The organism is Pseudoduganella sp. GW821-FHT05F09 (assembly GCF_059419605.1).
Window position 1 is genome coordinate 145731 of record NZ_JBWKSD010000008.1, and the last position, 18033, is coordinate 163763.

At 65.1% G+C, this 18033-nt stretch carries 18 protein-coding genes; 10 read left to right on the forward strand and 8 right to left on the reverse strand.

The annotated features are described in order from the left end of the window. Positions 1-12 precede the first annotated feature (12 nt). Positions 13-1281 (reverse strand): DEAD/DEAH box helicase, encoded by a 1269-nt coding sequence (locus AC07S4_RS24065; protein WP_494989016.1) that lies wholly within the window; start codon positions 1279-1281, stop codon positions 13-15. A 134-nt stretch (positions 1282-1415) separates the two neighbouring features. On the opposite strand from AC07S4_RS24065, the gene AC07S4_RS24070 reads away from it, so the two are divergent. Then, the gene (locus AC07S4_RS24070; RefSeq protein WP_494989017.1) at positions 1416-2402 is read left to right on the forward strand and encodes a dipeptidase; all 987 of its coding nucleotides are present in this window, start codon (positions 1416-1418) and stop codon (positions 2400-2402) included. A 14-nt stretch (positions 2403-2416) separates the two neighbouring features. Here the strand turns inward: AC07S4_RS24070 and AC07S4_RS24075 are convergent, their stop codons facing one another. Then, positions 2417-3586, reverse strand: a complete 1170-nt coding sequence (locus AC07S4_RS24075; RefSeq protein WP_494989018.1) for a mandelate racemase/muconate lactonizing enzyme family protein — start codon at positions 3584-3586, stop codon at positions 2417-2419. Positions 3587-3674: 88 nt separating this feature from the next. On the opposite strand from AC07S4_RS24075, the gene AC07S4_RS24080 reads away from it, so the two are divergent. Then, on the forward strand, positions 3675-4565 hold the full coding sequence (locus tag AC07S4_RS24080; RefSeq protein WP_494989019.1) for a LysR family transcriptional regulator: 891 nt from the start codon (positions 3675-3677) through the stop codon (positions 4563-4565). Here the strand turns inward: AC07S4_RS24080 and AC07S4_RS24085 are convergent, their stop codons facing one another. From AC07S4_RS24085 to AC07S4_RS24095, 3 genes are all read right to left on the reverse strand, one after another. Further along, entirely contained in the window at positions 4566-4955 is a 390-nt protein-coding gene (locus tag AC07S4_RS24085) for a VOC family protein (protein WP_161073047.1), read from the reverse strand. It lies immediately after the preceding gene. Between the two features lie 32 nt (positions 4956-4987). Next, positions 4988-5485, reverse strand: coding sequence for a VOC family protein (locus AC07S4_RS24090; RefSeq protein WP_494989020.1), 498 nt, complete (start codon positions 5483-5485; stop codon positions 4988-4990). A gap of 85 nt (positions 5486-5570) precedes the next feature. Continuing rightward, complete coding sequence (locus AC07S4_RS24095) at positions 5571-7412, reverse strand: DUF4153 domain-containing protein (protein WP_494989021.1); 1842 nt, start codon at positions 7410-7412, stop codon at positions 5571-5573. Between the two features lie 139 nt (positions 7413-7551). Here AC07S4_RS24095 and dapC point away from each other — a divergent pair, with 139 nt between their 5' ends. The 4 genes from dapC (at position 7552) to AC07S4_RS24115 (ending at position 11995) form a co-directional block, all read left to right on the forward strand. Beyond that, positions 7552-8766, forward strand: coding sequence for a succinyldiaminopimelate transaminase (gene dapC, locus AC07S4_RS24100; protein WP_494989022.1), 1215 nt, complete (start codon positions 7552-7554; stop codon positions 8764-8766). Between the two features lie 12 nt (positions 8767-8778). After that, the gene (gene dapD, locus AC07S4_RS24105; RefSeq protein WP_494989023.1) at positions 8779-9606 is read left to right on the forward strand and encodes a 2,3,4,5-tetrahydropyridine-2,6-dicarboxylate N-succinyltransferase; all 828 of its coding nucleotides are present in this window, start codon (positions 8779-8781) and stop codon (positions 9604-9606) included. 27 nt (positions 9607-9633) lie between these two features. After that, a complete protein-coding gene (locus AC07S4_RS24110) occupies positions 9634-10770 on the forward strand; it encodes a PilT/PilU family type 4a pilus ATPase (RefSeq protein ID WP_494989024.1) in 1137 nt (378 codons plus the stop codon). 70 nt (positions 10771-10840) lie between these two features. After that, positions 10841-11995: an MFS transporter gene (locus AC07S4_RS24115; RefSeq protein ID WP_494989025.1), complete on the forward strand. Its 1155-nt coding sequence runs from the start codon at positions 10841-10843 to the stop codon at positions 11993-11995. 5 nt (positions 11996-12000) lie between these two features. Here the strand turns inward: AC07S4_RS24115 and AC07S4_RS24120 are convergent, their stop codons facing one another. Together AC07S4_RS24120 and AC07S4_RS24125 are read right to left on the reverse strand one after the other, a co-directional pair. Then, a complete protein-coding gene (locus AC07S4_RS24120) occupies positions 12001-12522 on the reverse strand; it encodes a PIN domain-containing protein (RefSeq protein ID WP_494989026.1) in 522 nt (173 codons plus the stop codon). After that, complete coding sequence (locus AC07S4_RS24125) at positions 12519-12824, reverse strand: hypothetical protein (protein WP_494989027.1); 306 nt, start codon at positions 12822-12824, stop codon at positions 12519-12521. The genes AC07S4_RS24120 and AC07S4_RS24125 overlap by 4 nt, the downstream gene beginning before the upstream one ends. 150 nt (positions 12825-12974) lie before the next feature. Here AC07S4_RS24125 and AC07S4_RS24130 point away from each other — a divergent pair, with 150 nt between their 5' ends. From AC07S4_RS24130 to AC07S4_RS24145, 4 genes are read left to right on the forward strand one after another with little or no spacing between them, the layout of a single operon-like run. Then, entirely contained in the window at positions 12975-13328 is a 354-nt protein-coding gene (locus AC07S4_RS24130; protein WP_494989028.1) for an ArsC family reductase, read from the forward strand. Continuing rightward, the gene (gene dapE / locus AC07S4_RS24135) at positions 13325-14470 is read left to right on the forward strand and encodes a succinyl-diaminopimelate desuccinylase (RefSeq protein WP_494989029.1); all 1146 of its coding nucleotides are present in this window, start codon (positions 13325-13327) and stop codon (positions 14468-14470) included. Before AC07S4_RS24130 ends, dapE begins: the two co-directional genes overlap by 4 nt. Before the next feature lie 29 nt (positions 14471-14499). Beyond that, entirely contained in the window at positions 14500-15402 is a 903-nt protein-coding gene (gene prmB, locus AC07S4_RS24140; RefSeq protein ID WP_494989030.1) for a 50S ribosomal protein L3 N(5)-glutamine methyltransferase, read from the forward strand. Beyond that, positions 15399-17393, forward strand: a complete 1995-nt coding sequence (locus AC07S4_RS24145; RefSeq protein WP_494989031.1) for an ATP-binding cassette domain-containing protein — start codon at positions 15399-15401, stop codon at positions 17391-17393. Before prmB ends, AC07S4_RS24145 begins: the two co-directional genes overlap by 4 nt. Positions 17394-17403: 10 nt before the next feature. On the opposite strand, the gene AC07S4_RS24150 is transcribed toward AC07S4_RS24145, so the two are convergent. Further along, positions 17404-17892, reverse strand: a complete 489-nt coding sequence (locus AC07S4_RS24150) for a chemotaxis protein CheW (protein WP_494989032.1) — start codon at positions 17890-17892, stop codon at positions 17404-17406. Between the last annotated feature and the right edge of the window lie 141 nt (positions 17893-18033).

Here is an 18033-nt window from a genome sequence, read left to right on the forward strand (position 1 = left end):
GCTTGGCGGGGACTACTCTGACGCGGCCGCAGCCGCCGCTTCACGCAGCTTGTCCTTCTTGCTCTTGCGCTTGCCCTTGATGCCGCCGTTGACGGTATCGGTGGCTGGGTGCGGCACGGGCGCCGCCTCGGTAGGCTCAAACCCTTCAACCTGCTCGCGCGGCACACGTATCCCCAGCTTGTTTTCAATCAGCCGGAAATGCGCCTCCGTATCCGCGCTCACGAAACTCACCGCAATCCCGCTCTTGCCGGCGCGTCCGGTGCGGCCGATGCGGTGCGTGTACTCCGCCGGCGCGCGCGGCAAATCAAAGTTCACCACCACCGGCAGCTCCGCGATATCAATCCCGCGCGCCGCCACGTCCGTGGCCACCAGCACCTGCAGGCGCGCATTCTTGAAGTCGGCCAGCACCTCCGTGCGCGCGCCCTGGCTGAAATCGCCGTGGAACGCTTCCGCGCGGATGCCGTTGCGGCGCAGTTTCTCCGACACGTGCTCGGAGGCGTACTTGGTCGCCACGAACACCAGCACCCGGTTCCACTTGTTCTCCTTGATCAGGTGCTTGAGCAGCACCTGGCGGCGCACCGCGTCCACTTCGATGGCACGCTGCGCAATGTCCGGTTCATGCTGCGGCGCGGACGCCGCCTCCACCCGCACAGGATTGCGCAGCAGGTGGTGCGCCAGCGTCTGCACCGCGCTCGGGAAGGTGGCCGAGAAGAACAGGTTCTGGCGGCGCGCAGGCAGCAGCGCCAGGATGCGGCCTATCTCCTCGGTAAAGCCCATGTCCAGCAGGCGGTCCGCCTCGTCCAGCACCAGCGTGGCGGTGGATGAAATATCCAGCGCGTTGTGGTCGATCAGGTCCAGCAGGCGGCCCGGCGTAGCCACCACGATGTCCGCACCGCCGCGCAGCGCCATCATCTGCGGGTTGATGGATACGCCGCCAAACACGATGGACACCTTCAGCGGCACCGGCAGATGCTGCACCAGCACGCGGATCGCCTCGCCCACCTGGGCCGCCAGCTCGCGCGTGGGCACCAGCACCAGGCCGTGCAGGCCGCGTGCGCCGTCCTTGCCCGCCTGCGCGCCGCGCTTTGCCAGCAGCGCGTTCAGCATCGGCAGCGCGAAAGCGGCGGTCTTGCCGGAGCCGGTCTGCGCGGAACCCAGCACGTCTTCGCCGCGCAGGGCGGCGGGAATGGCGGCGGTCTGGATGGCGGTCGGCTCGGTGTAGCCAATTTCAGTGACGGCGTTGAGCAGCGAAGGCGCGAGGCCTAGCGAGGAAAAGGACATGTATACCTGGAGTGAATGGCGTGGAGAACCGGACAGTATACGCCATCCGCCGCAGCCCGCGCCAATTTGCAGGTTGCCGCGAACTTGTATTCATGGGAATATTACCAAGTTAAAAACAATCAACCGCACCTTCAATGATCAACTGGGACGCCCACATTTGCCTGCCGCAGCATCCGCAAGCCGACTTCGCGCCGGTGGCGCAGCTGCGCTCCGCAGGCGTTAATTACGTGTCGCTGAACGTGGGCGCCGACATGAATCCTGTCTCGCAGGTGATGTCCGTCATCGCCGGCTACCGCGCCACCATTGCCTCCGAACCGGAGCGCTATGTGCTGGTGTCCACCGTGGACGACATCATCCAGGCCGCCGCCGACGGCAAGATGGCCATCTCCTTCGACCTGGAAGGGTCCATGCCGCTGCTGGACCAGCCGGACATGGTGGCGCTGTACGCGCAGCTGGGCGTGCGCCAGATCCACTTCGCCTACAACCGCAACAACAGCGTGGCCGGCGGCTGCCACGACACGGCCTACGGCCTCACGCAGCTGGGCCACCGCATGGTGCAGGCGGTGAACGACGCCGGCGTGCTGATGGACTGCGCCCACACGGGCTTGCGCAGCACGCTGGACATCATGGCCGCGTCGTCCAAGCCGGTGATTTTCAGCCACGCCAACGCCTACGGCCTGGTGCCGCACGGCCGCAACGCGACCGACGAGCAGATACTCGCCTGCGCCGGCACCGGCGGCGTGGTGTGCGTGTCCGGCGTGTCCTGGTTCCTCGGCAGCGCCAATCCAGCGGCGGCGGACGTGGCGCGCCACGTGGCCTACATTGCAGAACTGGCGGGCGTGGCGCACGTGGGCATAGGCACCGACATCTGCTTCCAGCAGAAGGACCTGGACGACACGCCGCCCGGCGACTTCGATCCCTCGCACTGGTGGCCCGCCTCCGCCGGCTACCGCATCGACACGCCGCCCACCTTCACGTCGCCCAGCGTATGGCGCGCCATAGCGCCGGAACTGCGCAAGCTGGGCATGTCGGGCAGCGAAATCGAGATGGTCATGGGACGCAACATGATGCGCGTGGCGCAGCAGGTCTGGTGCGGCTCGGCGCGGGACGAGGCCGCGTAAGCCGCCAAGCGCCGTCACTGCCCGCTCAGCGCCCGCATCTCCGCGTACAGGTTGGACTTGCCCTCGAAGCCGATGCCCGGCAAATCCGGCATGGTGATGTAGCCCTGGTCCACGCTCACGCCATCCGGGAAGCCGCCGAAAGGCTGGAACAGGTCCGGATAAGACTCATTCCCCCCCAGCCCCAGCCCCGCCGCGATATTCAGCGACATCTGGTGCCCGCCGTGCGGAATGCAGCGCGTGCGCGACCAGCCGTGTTCGTGCAGCATGTCCAGCGTGCGCAGATACTCCACCAGACCGTAGCTCAGCGCGCAGTCGAACTGCAGCCAGTCGCGGTCCGGACGCATGCCGCCGTAGCGGATCAGGTTGCGCGCGTCCTGCATCGAGAACAGGTTCTCGCCGGTGGCCATCGGCTTGTCGTAGTAGCTGCGCAGCGTTGCCTGCAGTTCGAAGTCCAGCGGATCGCCCGCTTCCTCGTACCAGAACAGGTCGTACTGCTTGAGCGCTTTCGCATAGGCGATGGCGGTGTCCAGGTCGAAGCGGCCGTTGGCGTCCACCGCCAGCTTCTGGCCGTCGCCCAGCACGCTCAGGATGGAATCGATGCGGCGCAGGTCCTCGTCCAGCGAGGCGCCGCCTATCTTTTTCTTCACCACCGTGTAGCCGCGGTCGATATAGCTGCGCATCTCGTCCTTCAGCGCGTCGTGGCTTTGGCCCGGATAGTAGTAGCCGCCCGCCGCGTACACAAACACCTTCTTGTCCGGCGTGCCGTTGCCGTAGCGCTCGGCCAGCAGCTGGTACAAGGGCTTGTTGGCGATCTTGGCCACCGCGTCCCAGATCGCCATGTCGATGGTGCCGATGGCGACCGAGCGCTCGCCGTGGCCGCCCGGTTTCTCGTTGGTGTACATGCAGTTCCAGATCTTGTGCGGATCGAGGTTGCTGCCGTCGTCGCTGACCAGCGTGGCCGGATCGGCCTCCAGGATGCGCGGAATGAAACGCTCGCGCATCAGCATGCCCTGGCCGTAGCGGCCGTTGGAGTTGAAGCCGTAGCCGATGACCGGCTTGCCGTCGCGGATCACGTCCGTGACCACGGCCACCAGGCTCAAGGTCATTTTGCTGAAGTCGATGTAGGCGTTGCGGATCGGGGAGCTGATGGGCAGGGTCTTTTCGAGGATGCTGACGATTTTCATGCTAAGTCTCCTGGTTGGGAATGACACCAGCATAGCCTTAAACAGTAGCGCTATAATTCATCATTATTCACATTATTATTTACTTAAAGTGAAAAGCGACACTTCCGAACTGGGCTTTTTCGTGCTGCTGGCCAAGCTGGGCAGCCTGTCGGCCACGGCGCGCGAACTGGCCATCACGCCGCCGGCCGCCACCAAGCGGCTGATGCTGATGGAGCAGCGCCTCGGCGTGCGGCTGGTGAACCGCACCACGCGGCGCATCAGCCTGACCAGCGAGGGCGAAACCTATCTGGCGCAGGCCACGCAGATCCTGGCCGATATCCGCGCCATGGAGGAGTCGGTGTCCAGCAGCCGCGCCGCGCCGAAAGGCCTGCTGCGCGTGAACGCCACGCTGGGCTTCGGCCGCACCGCCATCGCGCCGCTGGTGTCCGCCTTTGCGCAGGCGTATCCGGAGGTGGACGTACAGCTGCAGCTGACGGACCGCGCCATCAATCTGGTGGAGGAAGCGTATGACCTCGGCATCCGCTTCGGCGAGCTGCCCGATACGCGGCTGAGCGCGCGCAAGATCATGTCCAACCGGCGCTTCCTGTGCGCTTCGCCGGCCTACCTGAAACGCGCAGGCGCACCGGCCGCGCCGCAGGACCTGGCGCAGCACCGCTGCATCCTGCACCGCCAGAACGACGACGCCTACGCCACCTGGCGCCTGAGCAAAGGCCGCAAGACCGAGTCGGTCAAGGTGCGCGGCGGGCTGTCCAGCAACGACGGCGACGTGGTGCTGGGCTGGGCGCTGGACGGCCACGGCATCCTGCTGCGCTCCGAGTGGGACCTGGCGAAATACCTGGACAGCGGCCGCCTGCAAGTAGTGCTGCCCGACTACGCCCTGCCCTCGGCCGACCTGTACGCCTACTACCCCAGCCGCCAGCACCAGCCCGCCAAACTGCGCGCCTTCATCGACTTCCTGGCGGCCCAGTTCAAAAGCTGACTACATGCCCGTGTCACCATACGGCCCGGCGATGACGACCACATAGCCGTCCGGGTCGCGCAGCCAGATTTCGCGGTGGGAGGCGTTGGTGTTTTCGCGCGGACCGTCCAGCACCACGGCGGAGATGGAGGCGGCGCGCTCCACCGCTTCGTCGAAGTCTTCGGTGTGGAACCACAGCAGCACGCCGTTGCCGTAGGGCCGCTTTTCCGGGTCGCCCATGTGGGCGTGGCCGTGCGCCTCCCAGCGATGCAGCTGCAGGATAAGGCGCTCGCCGAACATCAGCTGTTCGTAGTCCTTGCCGCCGTGGGCGCTGCGGGCGCCCAGCACGGTTTGATACCAGCGGCTGCTGGCTTCCACGTCGCTCACCGCGATCAGGGGTTGCGCTTGCATGGCATGTCTCCTCCAGGATAGTGCGGTCAATATCAGCCCGCGTAGGCGCGCTGCAGCGCGGCGATGTCGAGCTTCTTCATTTGCATCATGGCGGCCATGACGCGCTCGGTTTTGGCGGAGCCATGCTCCCGTATCATTTCCATCATCACGCGCGGCACCACCTGCCAGGACAAGCCAAATTTATCCTTCAGCCAGCCGCACTGCTGCGCGGCCGGGTCGCCGCCCTCGCCCAGGTGCAGCCAGTAGCGGTCCACTTCCTGCTGGCTCTCGCACATCACCTGGAACGAAATGGCTTCACTGAACTTGAACAGCGGACCGCCGTTCATGGCGGTGAATTCCGTGCCGTTCAGCGAGAACGACACCGTCAGCACGGAACCGGGCTGGCGGCCGTGGATATCCTTGCCGGCCTCGGTGTAGTGCGTAATCTGCGTGATTTTGGAATTATCGAAGATGCCAATATAGAATTTGGCGGCGTCTTCCGCCTGCGAGTCAAACCACAGGCAGGGTACGATTTGCTGGATGCTGGCCATATTGCCTCCTCAGGTAGCGGGGCTATCCATATTACGCCTATGCGCGGCGGCGGTGCGCACGGCCTGCGCGCACCGGATCAGCGTATCAATGCGGCAGCGGTTCAGGGGTTGCACTGCAGAGTTTCGTGCGTTCCAGCCTGGTTGGGTTGGCCACAATGCGCTGGCCGCCCACTTCCAGGTCCATCATGGGCTTGGCCACCGCCCGGACTTCGCCCGCCTTGAGCTTGGCCAGCAAGGGTGCGCAGCCGGCCAGGGCGTATGGCAGGCTGCCGACCTGCTCCCACTTGCCGTCCTGCTCGCCCAGCACCGCCGAGCTGTCGGACAGTTCCGTGCCCACCACCACGACCTCGGGCTTGCCGTCGCCGGTCAGGTCCAGTACAAAGGCGTCGCAATGGGCGCCCTGCTCGCGCAGGCAGCTCGGCGCAAGGGCGCCGTGCAGGTTGCGCGCGGTCCAGCTTCGCAGCGGGAAGCCGTCCGGCAGGCGGCTGCCTTGCGGCCACACGGCCAGGTTGGCGCTGATGTCGACCGCCACCGCCATCTCGGCCGGGGCGCGCCAGCTGCGGTAATCCTTGGCCAGCGCGGCGACGGCGCCTGCGCGCTTTTGCGGCCCGTCCGGACCGCCGGCCAGCTTGAGGCTTTCCAGCGCGGCGCGGCCATAGCGCGCGCCTTCGAATTTCAGGTATTCATAGTCGAACTTGTCCGCCTTCACTGCGCCGCTTTCCAGGCGCGCCATCTGGCTGTTGACCGAAATGCGGGCCGGGTCGGCCAGCGGCGTGAACAGGGCGAACAGCACGGCCAGCACCAGGCAGGCAGCGCCCACATTGGTCGTGGCCAGGGTGGGCAGCCATGCGTCCCGCCGCCAGGCGCCGAAGGCATAGCCGACGGCGTAGAACGCCCCCACCAGCAGGCAGGCGGCCGCGATGATGCGGTCCGAACTCCAGCCGTAGTCGCCCACCCGCAGCGCCAGCGCATACACGGCGATCGCCATCACCGGCAACAGCAGCATGGCGCCAACGCGCGCGGCCAGGCGCACCACGGGCGCCACGCTGCGCTCCACCTCGCCGTTCTGGTACGCGGCGTTGATGAGCACTACCAGCATGGCGTCCGCGCCCAGCAGGACGGCGGTGGCGTGGCCGGTTTTCCACAGCGCGTCCAGACCCGTGAACGGCAGCGTGCACAGGAAGCCGCCCAGCAGCAGCACGGTCACCGGCAGCAGCCAGGACATGAGCACCAGCAGCAGCGTGCGGATGCCGCGCACGATGGCGGGCCGCACGTCGGTAATGTGCATGGCGCAGGCGAAAGCGAAGCTCATTACCGGCGCAATGAACCAGGCTTTGCCAAGCAGCGTGCGCAGGAAGCTCAGCTTGACGAGCATGAACAGTTCGGAGCCCAGCGCCAGCATGGCCCAGGTGGCGCCTACAAACATGGCGGAAAACGCGCACTGGATGAACAGCTTCCAGGCGGTTTCAAAATACGTCGCGTAGCTGGCCAGCCAGCGCTCTTCCTGCGCGCCCGCCTTGACCATGGAATGCGCAATAAAGCAGAACGCCGCGCTGAAAACCGATACCAGCGCCGACGGCAAGCGCACCTGGTTCTCCGGCCCGGCGTAGCCCGGCGCGCCCGCGTTGCGCCACGCGTCATGCAGCGCAAAGGCGACGACGGCGAGCGCGGCCAGCGCCAGCCAGGCCGCCAGCTTGCGGCCCCGGATGTGGCCCAGGCCCGAAATCAGCAGGACCGGCAGCAGCACGCAGGCCATCAGCAGCGGGAAGAACAGCAAGGGGGAGGTGGCGGGCCAGGCCTTGCTGACGAAGGACAGATGGAGCAGGTACACGCCCAGCCCTTGCAGCAAGCCGGCCGCGATGCGCGCATAGCCGGTGCTGCGGTTGGTGGACGACTCCAGTACCGTTTGCGCGGTGTCGGCTTGCATGCTGGCCCTTCGCTGTCTGTGGAACGGCCATTATTGCACAATGTTGTCTTTTAATAAACCATCCGCAACGCTGCGCCGCACAATGCCGCGCCGCTGGCGCTATAATGGCTGGTTCCGATTTCCGCTCTTTGGTCCGCCTGTGAATCCACATCTCGATAAGCTGCAACCATATCCGTTCGAAAAGCTGCGCCAGCTGTTTGCCCAGGTGAAGCCGAACCCCGACTATTCCGCCATCAGCCTGGGCATGGGCGAGCCTAAGCACCCCACGCCGCCGTTCATCCAGCAAGCGCTGGTGGACAATATCGGCGGCCTGGCCACCTACCCCACCACCATCGGGTCGGAAGCGCTGCGCGGCGCCATCTGCGGCTGGCTGGAACGCCGCTACGGCCTGCCCGCGCTGAACCCGGCCACCCAGGTGCTGCCGGTGAACGGTTCGCGCGAGGCGCTGTTCGCGCTGGCGCAGACGGTGATCGACCCGGCCGCCAAGGCGCTGGTGGTCTCGCCCAATCCGTTCTACCAGATCTATGAAGGCGCGGCCTACCTGGCCGGCGCCGAGCCGTATTTCGTCAATTCCGACCCGGCGCGCAACTTCGGCTGCGACTACGACAGCATTCCCGCCTCGGTGTGGGAGCGCGTGCAGCTGCTGTTCCTGTGCTCGCCCGGCAATCCGACCGGCGCCGTGCTGTCGCTGACGGACTGGGAAAACCTGTTCGCGCTGTCCGAGCGCTACAACTTCGTGATCGCCGCCGACGAGTGCTACTCCGAGATCTATCACGGCGACGAAGCGCCGCTGGGCGCGCTGCAAGCTGCCCACATACTGGGCCTGTCCACCGTGGACCGCCCTTACGCGCGCCTGGTGGTGTTCTCCAGCCTGAGCAAGCGCTCCAACGTGCCGGGCATGCGTTCCGGCTTCGTGGCCGGCGACGCCGAAGTGCTGAAAAAATTCCTGTTGTACCGCACCTACCACGGCGGGGCCATGAGCCCTTCCGTGCAGGCTGCGTCGGTGGCGGCCTGGAACGACGAGACCCACGTCGAAGCCAACCGCACCCAGTACCGCGCCAAATTCGCCGCCATCACGCCGCTGCTGCAGCAGGTGATGGACGTGGCGCTGCCGGACGCCGGCTTCTATCTGTGGGCCGACGTCAGCCGCACCGGCCTGTCGGACACCGAGTTCGCCCAGCGCCTGTACGCCGAATATAATGTCACCGTACTGCCCGGCAGCTACCTGGCGCGCGAAGCGCACGGCATCAACCCGGGCCGCAACCGCATCCGCATGGCGCTGGTCGCCGAGACCGAAGAAGGCCTGGAAGCGGCGCGCCGCATCGTTCAATTCTGCACCAACCTGTCTAAATAAAAGAGAAGCATCATGACCCAACAACTGCAAAACATCATCGAACAAGCCTGGGACAACCGCGCCGAGATCAACCCCGCCAACGGCAGCGCCGAACTGCGCGACGCCGTCTCGCACGTGCTGGCAGGCCTGGACAACGGCTCCCTGCGCGTGGCGCAAAAAGACACCGGCACCTGGGTGGTGAACCAGTGGATCAAGAAGGCCGTGCTGCTGTCGTTCCGCCTGGAGAACAACGTGGTGCTGCCGTCCGACGGCACCATGCAGTTCTACGACAAGGTACCGACCAAGTTCGCCAACTACACCGAAGCCGACTTCCAGGCTGGCGGCTTCCGCGTGGTGCCGCCGGCCGTTGCGCGCCGCGGCTCCTTCATCGCCAAGAACGTGGTGCTGATGCCCTCCTACGTCAACATCGGCGCTTACGTCGATGAAGGCGCCATGGTCGACACCTGGGCCACCGTGGGCTCCTGCGCGCAGATCGGCAAGAACGTGCACCTGTCCGGCGGCGTGGGCATCGGCGGCGTGCTGGAGCCTATGCAGGCCAATCCGACCATCATCGAAGACAACTGCTTCATCGGCGCGCGTTCGGAGATCGTCGAAGGCGTGATCGTGGAAGAGAATTCGGTGATCTCGATGGGCGTGTACATCGGCCAGTCGACCAAGATCTACGACCGCGCCACCGGCGAAGTGACCTACGGCCGCATCCCTTCGGGTTCGGTGGTGGTGTCGGGCTCGCTGCCTTCGGAAGACGGCAAGTACAGCCTGTACTGCGCGGTGATCGTCAAGCGCGTCGATGCGCAGACCCGCTCCAAGACCGGCATCAACGAACTGCTGCGCGGTATCTAAGTTCCCGGGGATCTTGAGGAGAGCACCATGGCAATGGACCGCCTGTTCCAGCTGATGAAGGAAAAGAACGCGTCGGACATGTTCTTCGCGGTCAATTCGCCGGTTCACATCAAGATCAACGGCAACCTGATTCCGATCAACCAGCAAAAGCTGGAGCCGGAAAACATCCACGCGCTGCTGGCCGAAATCTGCTCGCCCGAGCAGATGGCGGAACTGGAGCGCGAGAATGAGCTGAACATGGGCGTCTCGGTGCCCAACCTGGGACGCTTCCGCCTGTCGGCCTTCCGCCAGCGCGGCAGCATCTCGGCCGTGTTCCGCTTTGTACCGGCCAATATTCCGGTGCTGGCGGAGCTGGCCCTGCCGCCCATCCTGGCGGACCTGATCATGGAAAAGCGCGGCCTGCTGCTGCTGGTGGGCGCCACCGGCTCGGGCAAGTCCACCACCATCGCCTCCATGCTGGACCACCGCAACGAACTGCGCTCGGGCCACATCCTCACGCTCGAAGATCCCATCGAGTATCTGTTCAAGAACAAGAAATCCATCGTCAACCAGCGCGAGATCGGCAGCGACGCCAAGGACTTCTACACCGCGCTGCGCAACTCCATGCGCCAGGCGCCGGACTGCATCCTGATCGGCGAGATCCGCGACCGCGAAACCATGGCCGCCGCGCTGGCCTACGCGCAGTCGGGCCATTTGGTGCTGGCCACGCTGCACGCCAACAACAGCTACAACGCGTTGAACCGCATCATCAGCTTCTACCCGATCGAGAACCGCGCGGCGCTGCTGCAGGACTTGTCGTCGACGGTGAAAGCCATCGTCTCGCAGCGCCTGATCCGCTCCGTCAGCGGCGGCACGCGCACGGCGGCGGTGGAAGTGATGCTCAACACCCGCCACATCGCGGACCTGATCGAGAAAGGCGAAATCAGCCAGATCAAGGAAGCGCTGGAAAAGAGCCTGGCCTCCGGCTCGCAGTCGTTCGAGATGGCCTTGTTCCAGCTGGTGCAGCAAGGCCTGATCAGCCAGGAGGAAGCGCTCGCCAACGCCGACTCGGCCACCAACCTGCTCTGGCTCCTGAACAACGGCCCGGACAGCAAGCACGAAGAGCCGGAGCAGAAGGCCCCGGTGGCGGAAACCTCGTTCACCGAATTCACGCTGAACACCTGACCCACCTCAACGCACGCTCGCCCGCGTACAATTGCGGAACATCTCGTTAGCGCTAACGCCATCCGCATTCATGAACAACTCAGCAGCACACCGCCTCTCCACCCGCCTTGGATTTCTGACCGCCGGCATCACCATGGCCGCATGGGCGCCGCTGGTGCCGTATGCGAAGGAGCGCCTGGGGCTGGAGGCTTCGCAGCTCGGCATGCTGCTGCTGTGCCTCGGCATCGGCTCCCTGCTCGCCATGCCCGTCACGGGCACGCTGACGTCGCGCTTTGGCTGCCGCCCGGTGGTGCTGGTGTCCGGCGCGCTGGTGTGCATGGTGCTGCCCTTCCTCGCCATTGCCCCCACGCCGCTGCTGCTGGGCGTGACGCTGTTCCTGTTCGGTGCCACCATCGGCACCTTGGACGTGGCCATCAATGTGCAGGCCGTGCAGGTGGAAAAGGAAAGCGGCCGCGCGCTGATGTCCGGCTTCCACGGCATGTTCAGCGTGGGCGGCATTGCGGGTGCGGGCGGCATGGCGCTGCTGCTGTGGGCCGGCATGGATACGCTGATGGCCGCCGTGCTGACCGCCGCCGTCGCCGCAGCGGTCCTGGCCGTGGCGGCGCCCAAGCTGCTGCCTGCCGATCCGGCCACGCACGCCAGCGCGGGCGGCGCGGAGGACAAGCGCCTGTTCGTGGCGCCGCGCGGCGCGGTCGTGGTCATCGGCCTGCTGTGCTTCGCCTGCTTCATGGCCGAGGGTGCGGTGCTGGACTGGAGCGCGCTGCTGCTCACCACCGGAGTCGGCGCCAGCGCGGACCAGGGCGGCCTCGGTTACGCCGCCTTCGCCGTCGCCATGACGCTGGGCCGCTTCAGCGGCGACAAAATCGTGGCGCGCTTCGGCGGCCAGCGCGTGCTGCTGGCGGGCGGCCTGTGCGCGGCCGCAGGCTTCTTCACCGCCGTGCTGGCGCCCTCGCCCGCCGCCGCGCTGCTCGGCTTTGTGCTGGTGGGGCTGGGCGCATCCAACATCGTACCCATCCTGTTCACGGCGGCGGGCCGCCAGCAGGACATGCCGGCCGGCCTGGCCGTGGGCGCCATCACCACCATAGGCTACGCGGGCATCCTGGCCGGCCCCGCGCTGATCGGCTTCATTGCCCACGCCTCCAGCCTGCAAGCGGCCTTCGCGGGCCTGGGCTGCGCCATGCTGCTGGTGGCCGCCAGTTCGCGCTCGCGCATCGCGGCGGCATAGGCCGGTTATAGCAAGCCGGCCGCCTCGCGCATATGCGTGAAGTTGATCGCATCACATTGATGCCGGGTAGCGGCCAGAAACAAATCGAGATCGTCCGTCAGCAATAAGCCGGTGCCAAGATTCGCGGCGATTACGCCGTCCGTGAGGCCGAGTTGAGAAAATAACTCGAGATCTACGCGGGAGTTGTCGACATCCAGCACTTCAAATTCCGGTCTGTCCATAAGACAGAATAAGGGATAAAGCTGTGCAGCCAGGCGATTCCATTTCGCTCCGCTGACAACCTGGCGTGCCAGATTGGAGGTTTCTGCCAGAACGTGTTCAGTCGTGAGGATTTTGTCAAATTGGGCTACAAACTGTAGCAATAGATGGCCCGACTCACCGTCATATTTCGCCAGCCGTTTGGAAGCCACAATCTTCTCCGGCATAAACCCTGCGAATATGAAAAGCAGCAGCACGTTTGTATCGAGCAAAATGCCCTCTGCGCGATGTTTGATGGCCAGCGCGTCCAGTTGGCGCTGCAGACTCATGCAACGAGCCGCATTTCCATTTTCACAAACTCGCCGGAAGTGGCATCGATATACAGAGTCTTGTAGTCACGATTTTCAACTTTGACGCCGGGCTGTAATATGTTTGCGACTCCGCCGCCCTGCACTGACACTCTTTTCCGCGCGAAAAAACCCAAAGTCACGGCCCAGCACTCCCGGCCGGACTCGGAGCTTAACTCTATCTCTTCCAGGGCCAGGCCTTCCGGAAGGCCGACATCGGCGTACAGGTCAGCAATTGCTGCCTTTGCCACAGCGACTGCCTGCTTCATGGTTATCTGCGGCATACATATTCTCCATAACAATGTCTGCCGAATGAAGATACCATTTTGCGTAGTGCCTGGCAAAGGGAGCGGAAGCGGAGGCCGGCAGTCACGTTATAATGCTGCACTTCGGCCGCCGCCCGGCGCGGCCACGCTCCTGAATCCACGCATCCCATGATTACTCTCTACGGCATCCCCAACTGCGACACGGTGAAGAAGGCCCGCGTCTGGCTGGCTGACCAGCAGCACGAATTCACCTTCCACGACTTTAAAAAGCAGGGCCTGGATGCGCAGACCGTCAATGGCTGGCTGCAGACGCTGGGCTGGGAAGTCCTGGTCAACAAGAAGGGCACCACCTGGCGCGGCCTGCCCGACGAGCGCAAGGCCGCCGTCACCGACGCGGCCAGCGCCACCGCGCTGATGCTGGAGTTCCCGTCCGTGATCAAGCGCCCGGTGCTGCAAGGCGCGGGCGCGGCCTGCCACGTCGGCTTCTCGCCGGACGCCTACCGCCAGATCTTCGCCAAATGACCGCTTCCCTTCCCCATTCCCGCACCCTGGCCCTGACCGAGAAGCTGCTCGGCCGCGCCTCCGTCACGCCGGAAGACAAGGGCTGCCAGGAGCAGCTGATCGCGCTGCTGGAACCGCTCGGCTTCCAGTGCGAGACCATCGTCTCCGGCGACGTCACCAATCTGTGGGCGCGGCGCGGCGCGGCCAGCCCGGTGCTGGTGTTCGCCGGCCACACCGATGTGGTGCCCACCGGCCCGGTCGAGCAGTGGAGCTCCGAGCCCTTCTACCCCACCCATCGCGACGGCAAGCTGTATGGACGCGGCGCGGCCGACATGAAGACCTCCATCGCCGCCTTCGTGGTGGCCTGCGAGGAGTTCGTGGCCGCCAATGCGGACCATAAGGGCTCGATCGCCTTCCTGATCACCAGCGACGAGGAAGGCCCGGCCACCGACGGCACCGTGGTGGTGGTGGAAAAACTGAAGGCGCGCGGCGAGCGCATCGACTACTGCATCGTCGGCGAGCCGACCTCGGACAAGACCCTGGGCGACATGATCAAGAACGGCCGCCGCGGCTCGCTGTCCGGCCACCTCGCCATCAAGGGCATCCAGGGCCACATCGCCTATCCGCAGCTGGCGCGCAACCCCATCCACCAGGCCGCACCGGCGCTGGCGGACCTGGTGGCCGAAGTCTGGGACCAGGGCAACGAGTACTACCTGCCCACGTCCTGGCAGATGTCCAACATCAAGGCCGGCACCGGCGCCAACAACGTCATTCCCGGCGTGCTGGAGATCGACTTCAACTTCCGCTTCTCCACCGCCAGCACGCACGAGGAGCTGCGCGCGCGCGTGCACGCCATCCTCGACAGGCACGGCCTGGAATACGAGCTGAAATGGACCTTGAGCGGCCTGCCCTTCCTCACCCCGCGCGGCACGCTGAGCACCGCGCTGAGCGACGCGATCCGCGCCGAAACCGGCATCGAGACCGAGCTGTCGACCACCGGCGGCACCTCGGACGGCCGCTTTATCGCGCAGATCTGCCCCCAGGTGATAGAATTCGGCCCTCCCAACGCCAGCATCCACAAGATCGACGAGCACATCGAACTGCGCTACATCGATCCGCTGAAGAACATCTACCGCCGTACCCTTGAGAACCTGCTGCGCTGAACGCGGCCGCTCCCTTTGCGAGAATAATAATGACCACCTCCCTGTTCACCACCCCGCGCGACCTGCTGCGCTACGCCGTCACCCGCTTCAACACCGCCAAGCTGTTCTTCGGCCACGGCAGCGTGGAAGCGCTGGACGAAGCAGCCTACCTGATACTGCACACGCTCAAACTCCCGCTGGACAAGCTGGACCCGTTCCTGGACGCGCGCCTGCTGCCGCAGGAGATCGACGCCGTGCTGGCCGTGATCGAGCGCCGCGCCACCGACCGCGTGCCGGCCGCCTACATCACGCGCGAAGCATGGCTGGGTCCTTACAGCTTCTACGTGGACGAGCGCGCGCTGGTGCCGCGCTCCTTCATCGCGGAACTGATCCCGGACTACTTCTCGCCGTGGATGGTCGATCCTGAAGCCACCACCAATGTGCTGGAACTGTGCACGGGCTCGGGCTGCCTGGCGATCATGCTGGCCGAGGCCTTCCCGAACGCGCACGTGGACGCGGTGGACATCTCCAAGGACGCGCTGGACGTGGCCCGCATCAACGTGGACACCTACAAGCTGCAGGACCGCCTGACGCTGATCGAGTCCGACCTGTACGCCAATGTGCCGAACAAGAAGTACGACCTGATCATCACCAACCCGCCGTATGTGAACTCCGGTTCCATGGCCAAGCTGCCGCCGGAATACCTGGCCGAGCCGCAGATCGCGCTGGAAGGCGGCGCGGACGGCATGGACCTGGTGCGCAAGATCGTGGCCGGCGCCGCCGAGCGCCTGACCGACGAAGGCCTGCTGATCGTTGAAATCGGCAACGAGCGCGAATTCGCCGAGAAGGCCTTCGGCGACCTGGGCCTGACCTGGCTCACCACCAGCGCCGGCGACGACATGGTATTCCTGCTCACCGCAGACCAATTGAAAATCCAAGAAGAACAACAATGATCCGTTTTATTCAAGTAAGCCTGATGCGCGGCGTAAAGCCGCTGCTGGAACAGGTTGATGTCACCCTCAATCCCGGCGACAAGATCGGCCTGATCGGCGCGAACGGCGCCGGCAAATCCAGCCTGTTCGCGATGATGCGCGGCGAGCTGCACCCGGACCAGGGCGAAATCGACTTCCCAGCCAAATGGCGCGTGGCTTACGTTGCGCAGGAAACCCCGCCGCTGGAACGCTGCGCCCTCGATTACGCCATCGACGGCGACGTGAACCTGCGCAAGCTGGAAGCGGAACTGGCGCGCCTGGAATCGGAACCGGCCACCAGCGAGAACGGCATCGCCATCGGCGAAATCTACAGCGCGCTGGCCGACGCCGACGCCTACACCGTGCAGTCGCGCGGCGAACAGCTGCTGCTGGGCCTGGGCTTCACGCTGGACCAGATGCAGCTGCCCGTGGCCAGCTTCTCCGGCGGCTGGCGCATGCGCCTGAACCTGGCGCAGGCGCTGATGTGCCCTTCCGACCTGCTGCTGCTCGATGAACCGACCAACCACCTGGACCTGGACGCCATCATCTGGCTGGAAGACTGGCTGAAGCGCTACGCCGGCACCTTGATCATCATCTCCCACGACCGCGACTTCCTGGATGAAGTGGTGAACGTGGTGGTGCACATCGACGAGCGCAAGCTGAAACGCTACTCGGGCAACTACTCGTCCTTCGAGCGCCAGCGCGCAGCGCAGATGATACTGGCCGCCGGCGCGCTGGAAAAGCAGCAGCGCAAGCGCGCCCACCTGGAGTCGTTCGTGAACCGCTTCAAGGCGCAGGCCTCCAAGGCCCGCCAGGCGCAGAGCCGCATGAAGGCGCTGGCCAAGATGGAAGAACTGGCGCCGCTGCGCGCAGCGGCCGAGTTCTCCTTCGAATTCCGCGAGCCGCTGAGCGCGCCGAATCCGCTGCTGGTGATGGAAGACGTGGACGCCGGCTACAAGATCGAAGACGACGCGACCGGCAATATCACGCACAAGACCATCGTCAACAAGATCAAGTTCTCGCTGCAGATCGGCCAGCGCATCGGCCTGCTGGGCGTGAACGGCGCGGGTAAATCCACGCTGATCAAGACCATCGCGGGCGAGCTGGCGCCGCTGACCGGCGACGCCACCATGGGCAAGGGCCTGAACATCGGCTACTTCGCCCAGCACCAGGTGGAGATGCTGCGCCACGACGAATCGCCGCTGTGGCACCTGGCCAAGATCGCGCCGACCGTGCGCGAGCAGGAGCTGCGCAACTTCCTGGGCGGCTTCAACTTCCCCGGCACCATGGTCACCAGCTCGATCGCGCCGTTCTCCGGCGGCGAGAAGGCCCGCCTGGCGCTGGCCCTGATCGTATGGCAGCGCCCCAACCTGCTGCTGCTCGATGAACCGACCAACCACCTGGACCTGGAAACGCGCGAAGCGCTGACCGAGGCGCTGGCGCAGTTCGAGGGCACGCTGGTGGTGGTATCGCACGATCGCCACCTGCTGCGCGCCACCACGGACGAATTCATCATCGTCGCCGACGGCAAGCTGCAGCCCTTCGACGGCGATCTGGACGACTACAAGGATTGGCTGTTCAAGACCAAGCTGGGCAAGGGCACCGATGTGCTGCCGGCTGCGGGCAAGGCCAACAAGACCGACTTCCCGGTGACGTCGCCGGTGGCGCCGGCCTCCGCGCCGGTGGCCAACAACAAGGACCAGAAACGCCTGGACGCCGAGCAGCGCCAGAAGCTGTCCGCGCTGCGCAAGCCGATCGAGAACAAGATCAAGCGTCTGGAAGAGCAGATCGCCAAGCGCAATGCGCAGAAGGCGGAAGTGGACGCGGCCCTGGGCGACAGCGCGATTTATGACGCGGCCAACAAGGCCAAGCTGAAAACGCTGCTGACCGACCAGGCTTTCTACACCAAGGACCTGGGCCAGCTGGAAGGCGAATGGCTGGTGCTGCAGGAACAACTGGAAGCATTGGCCTGAGCTTGGCGGGTTAGCGTGCAACGCGCAACCCGCCGAAGTTCACGCGCCGTATCGACATCAGCTTGTCTATATCGACCACGATCAGGCGCCTGCCGGCCTGCGTGGTCCCCACCCCGAGCAGGTAATCCACGTCCCTGGCCAAGCCGGGCATGGGCTGGATGCAGGCCTCGTCCAGCGTGACCACGTCGGTCACGCCATCCGTCACCATGCCCATCACGCAGTCGCTCAGCTTGAGGATAATCACGTCCGTGCGCGGATCGTGCACCGGCGGGCGCGGGCCGAAGGCGATGCGCATGTCCACGATGGGCATGATCACGCCGCGCGACAGCGCCACACCGCTGATGATCTCGCCGTCCGCCGAAAAGCGCTCCAGCTCCGTCAGCGGGCGCAATTCCTGCACATTGCCGTAGTCCAGCGCATATTCCAATCCGCCCAAGCGAAAGCTCAGGTACTGGCGCAGCCCGGCATCGGCAGCGCCCTGCAAGGTAGAGGATTGCATGATGACCCTTTCACGGTGGATGACGCGTTCACCATCCTACCCGGCACGGATCAGACAAGTGTTGATTGGAGTCAACGTTTTCGGCGCAATATTGGCTGATTGCAAATGAGAGCCAACCCGCTACAATGGGACGCGCTCCCC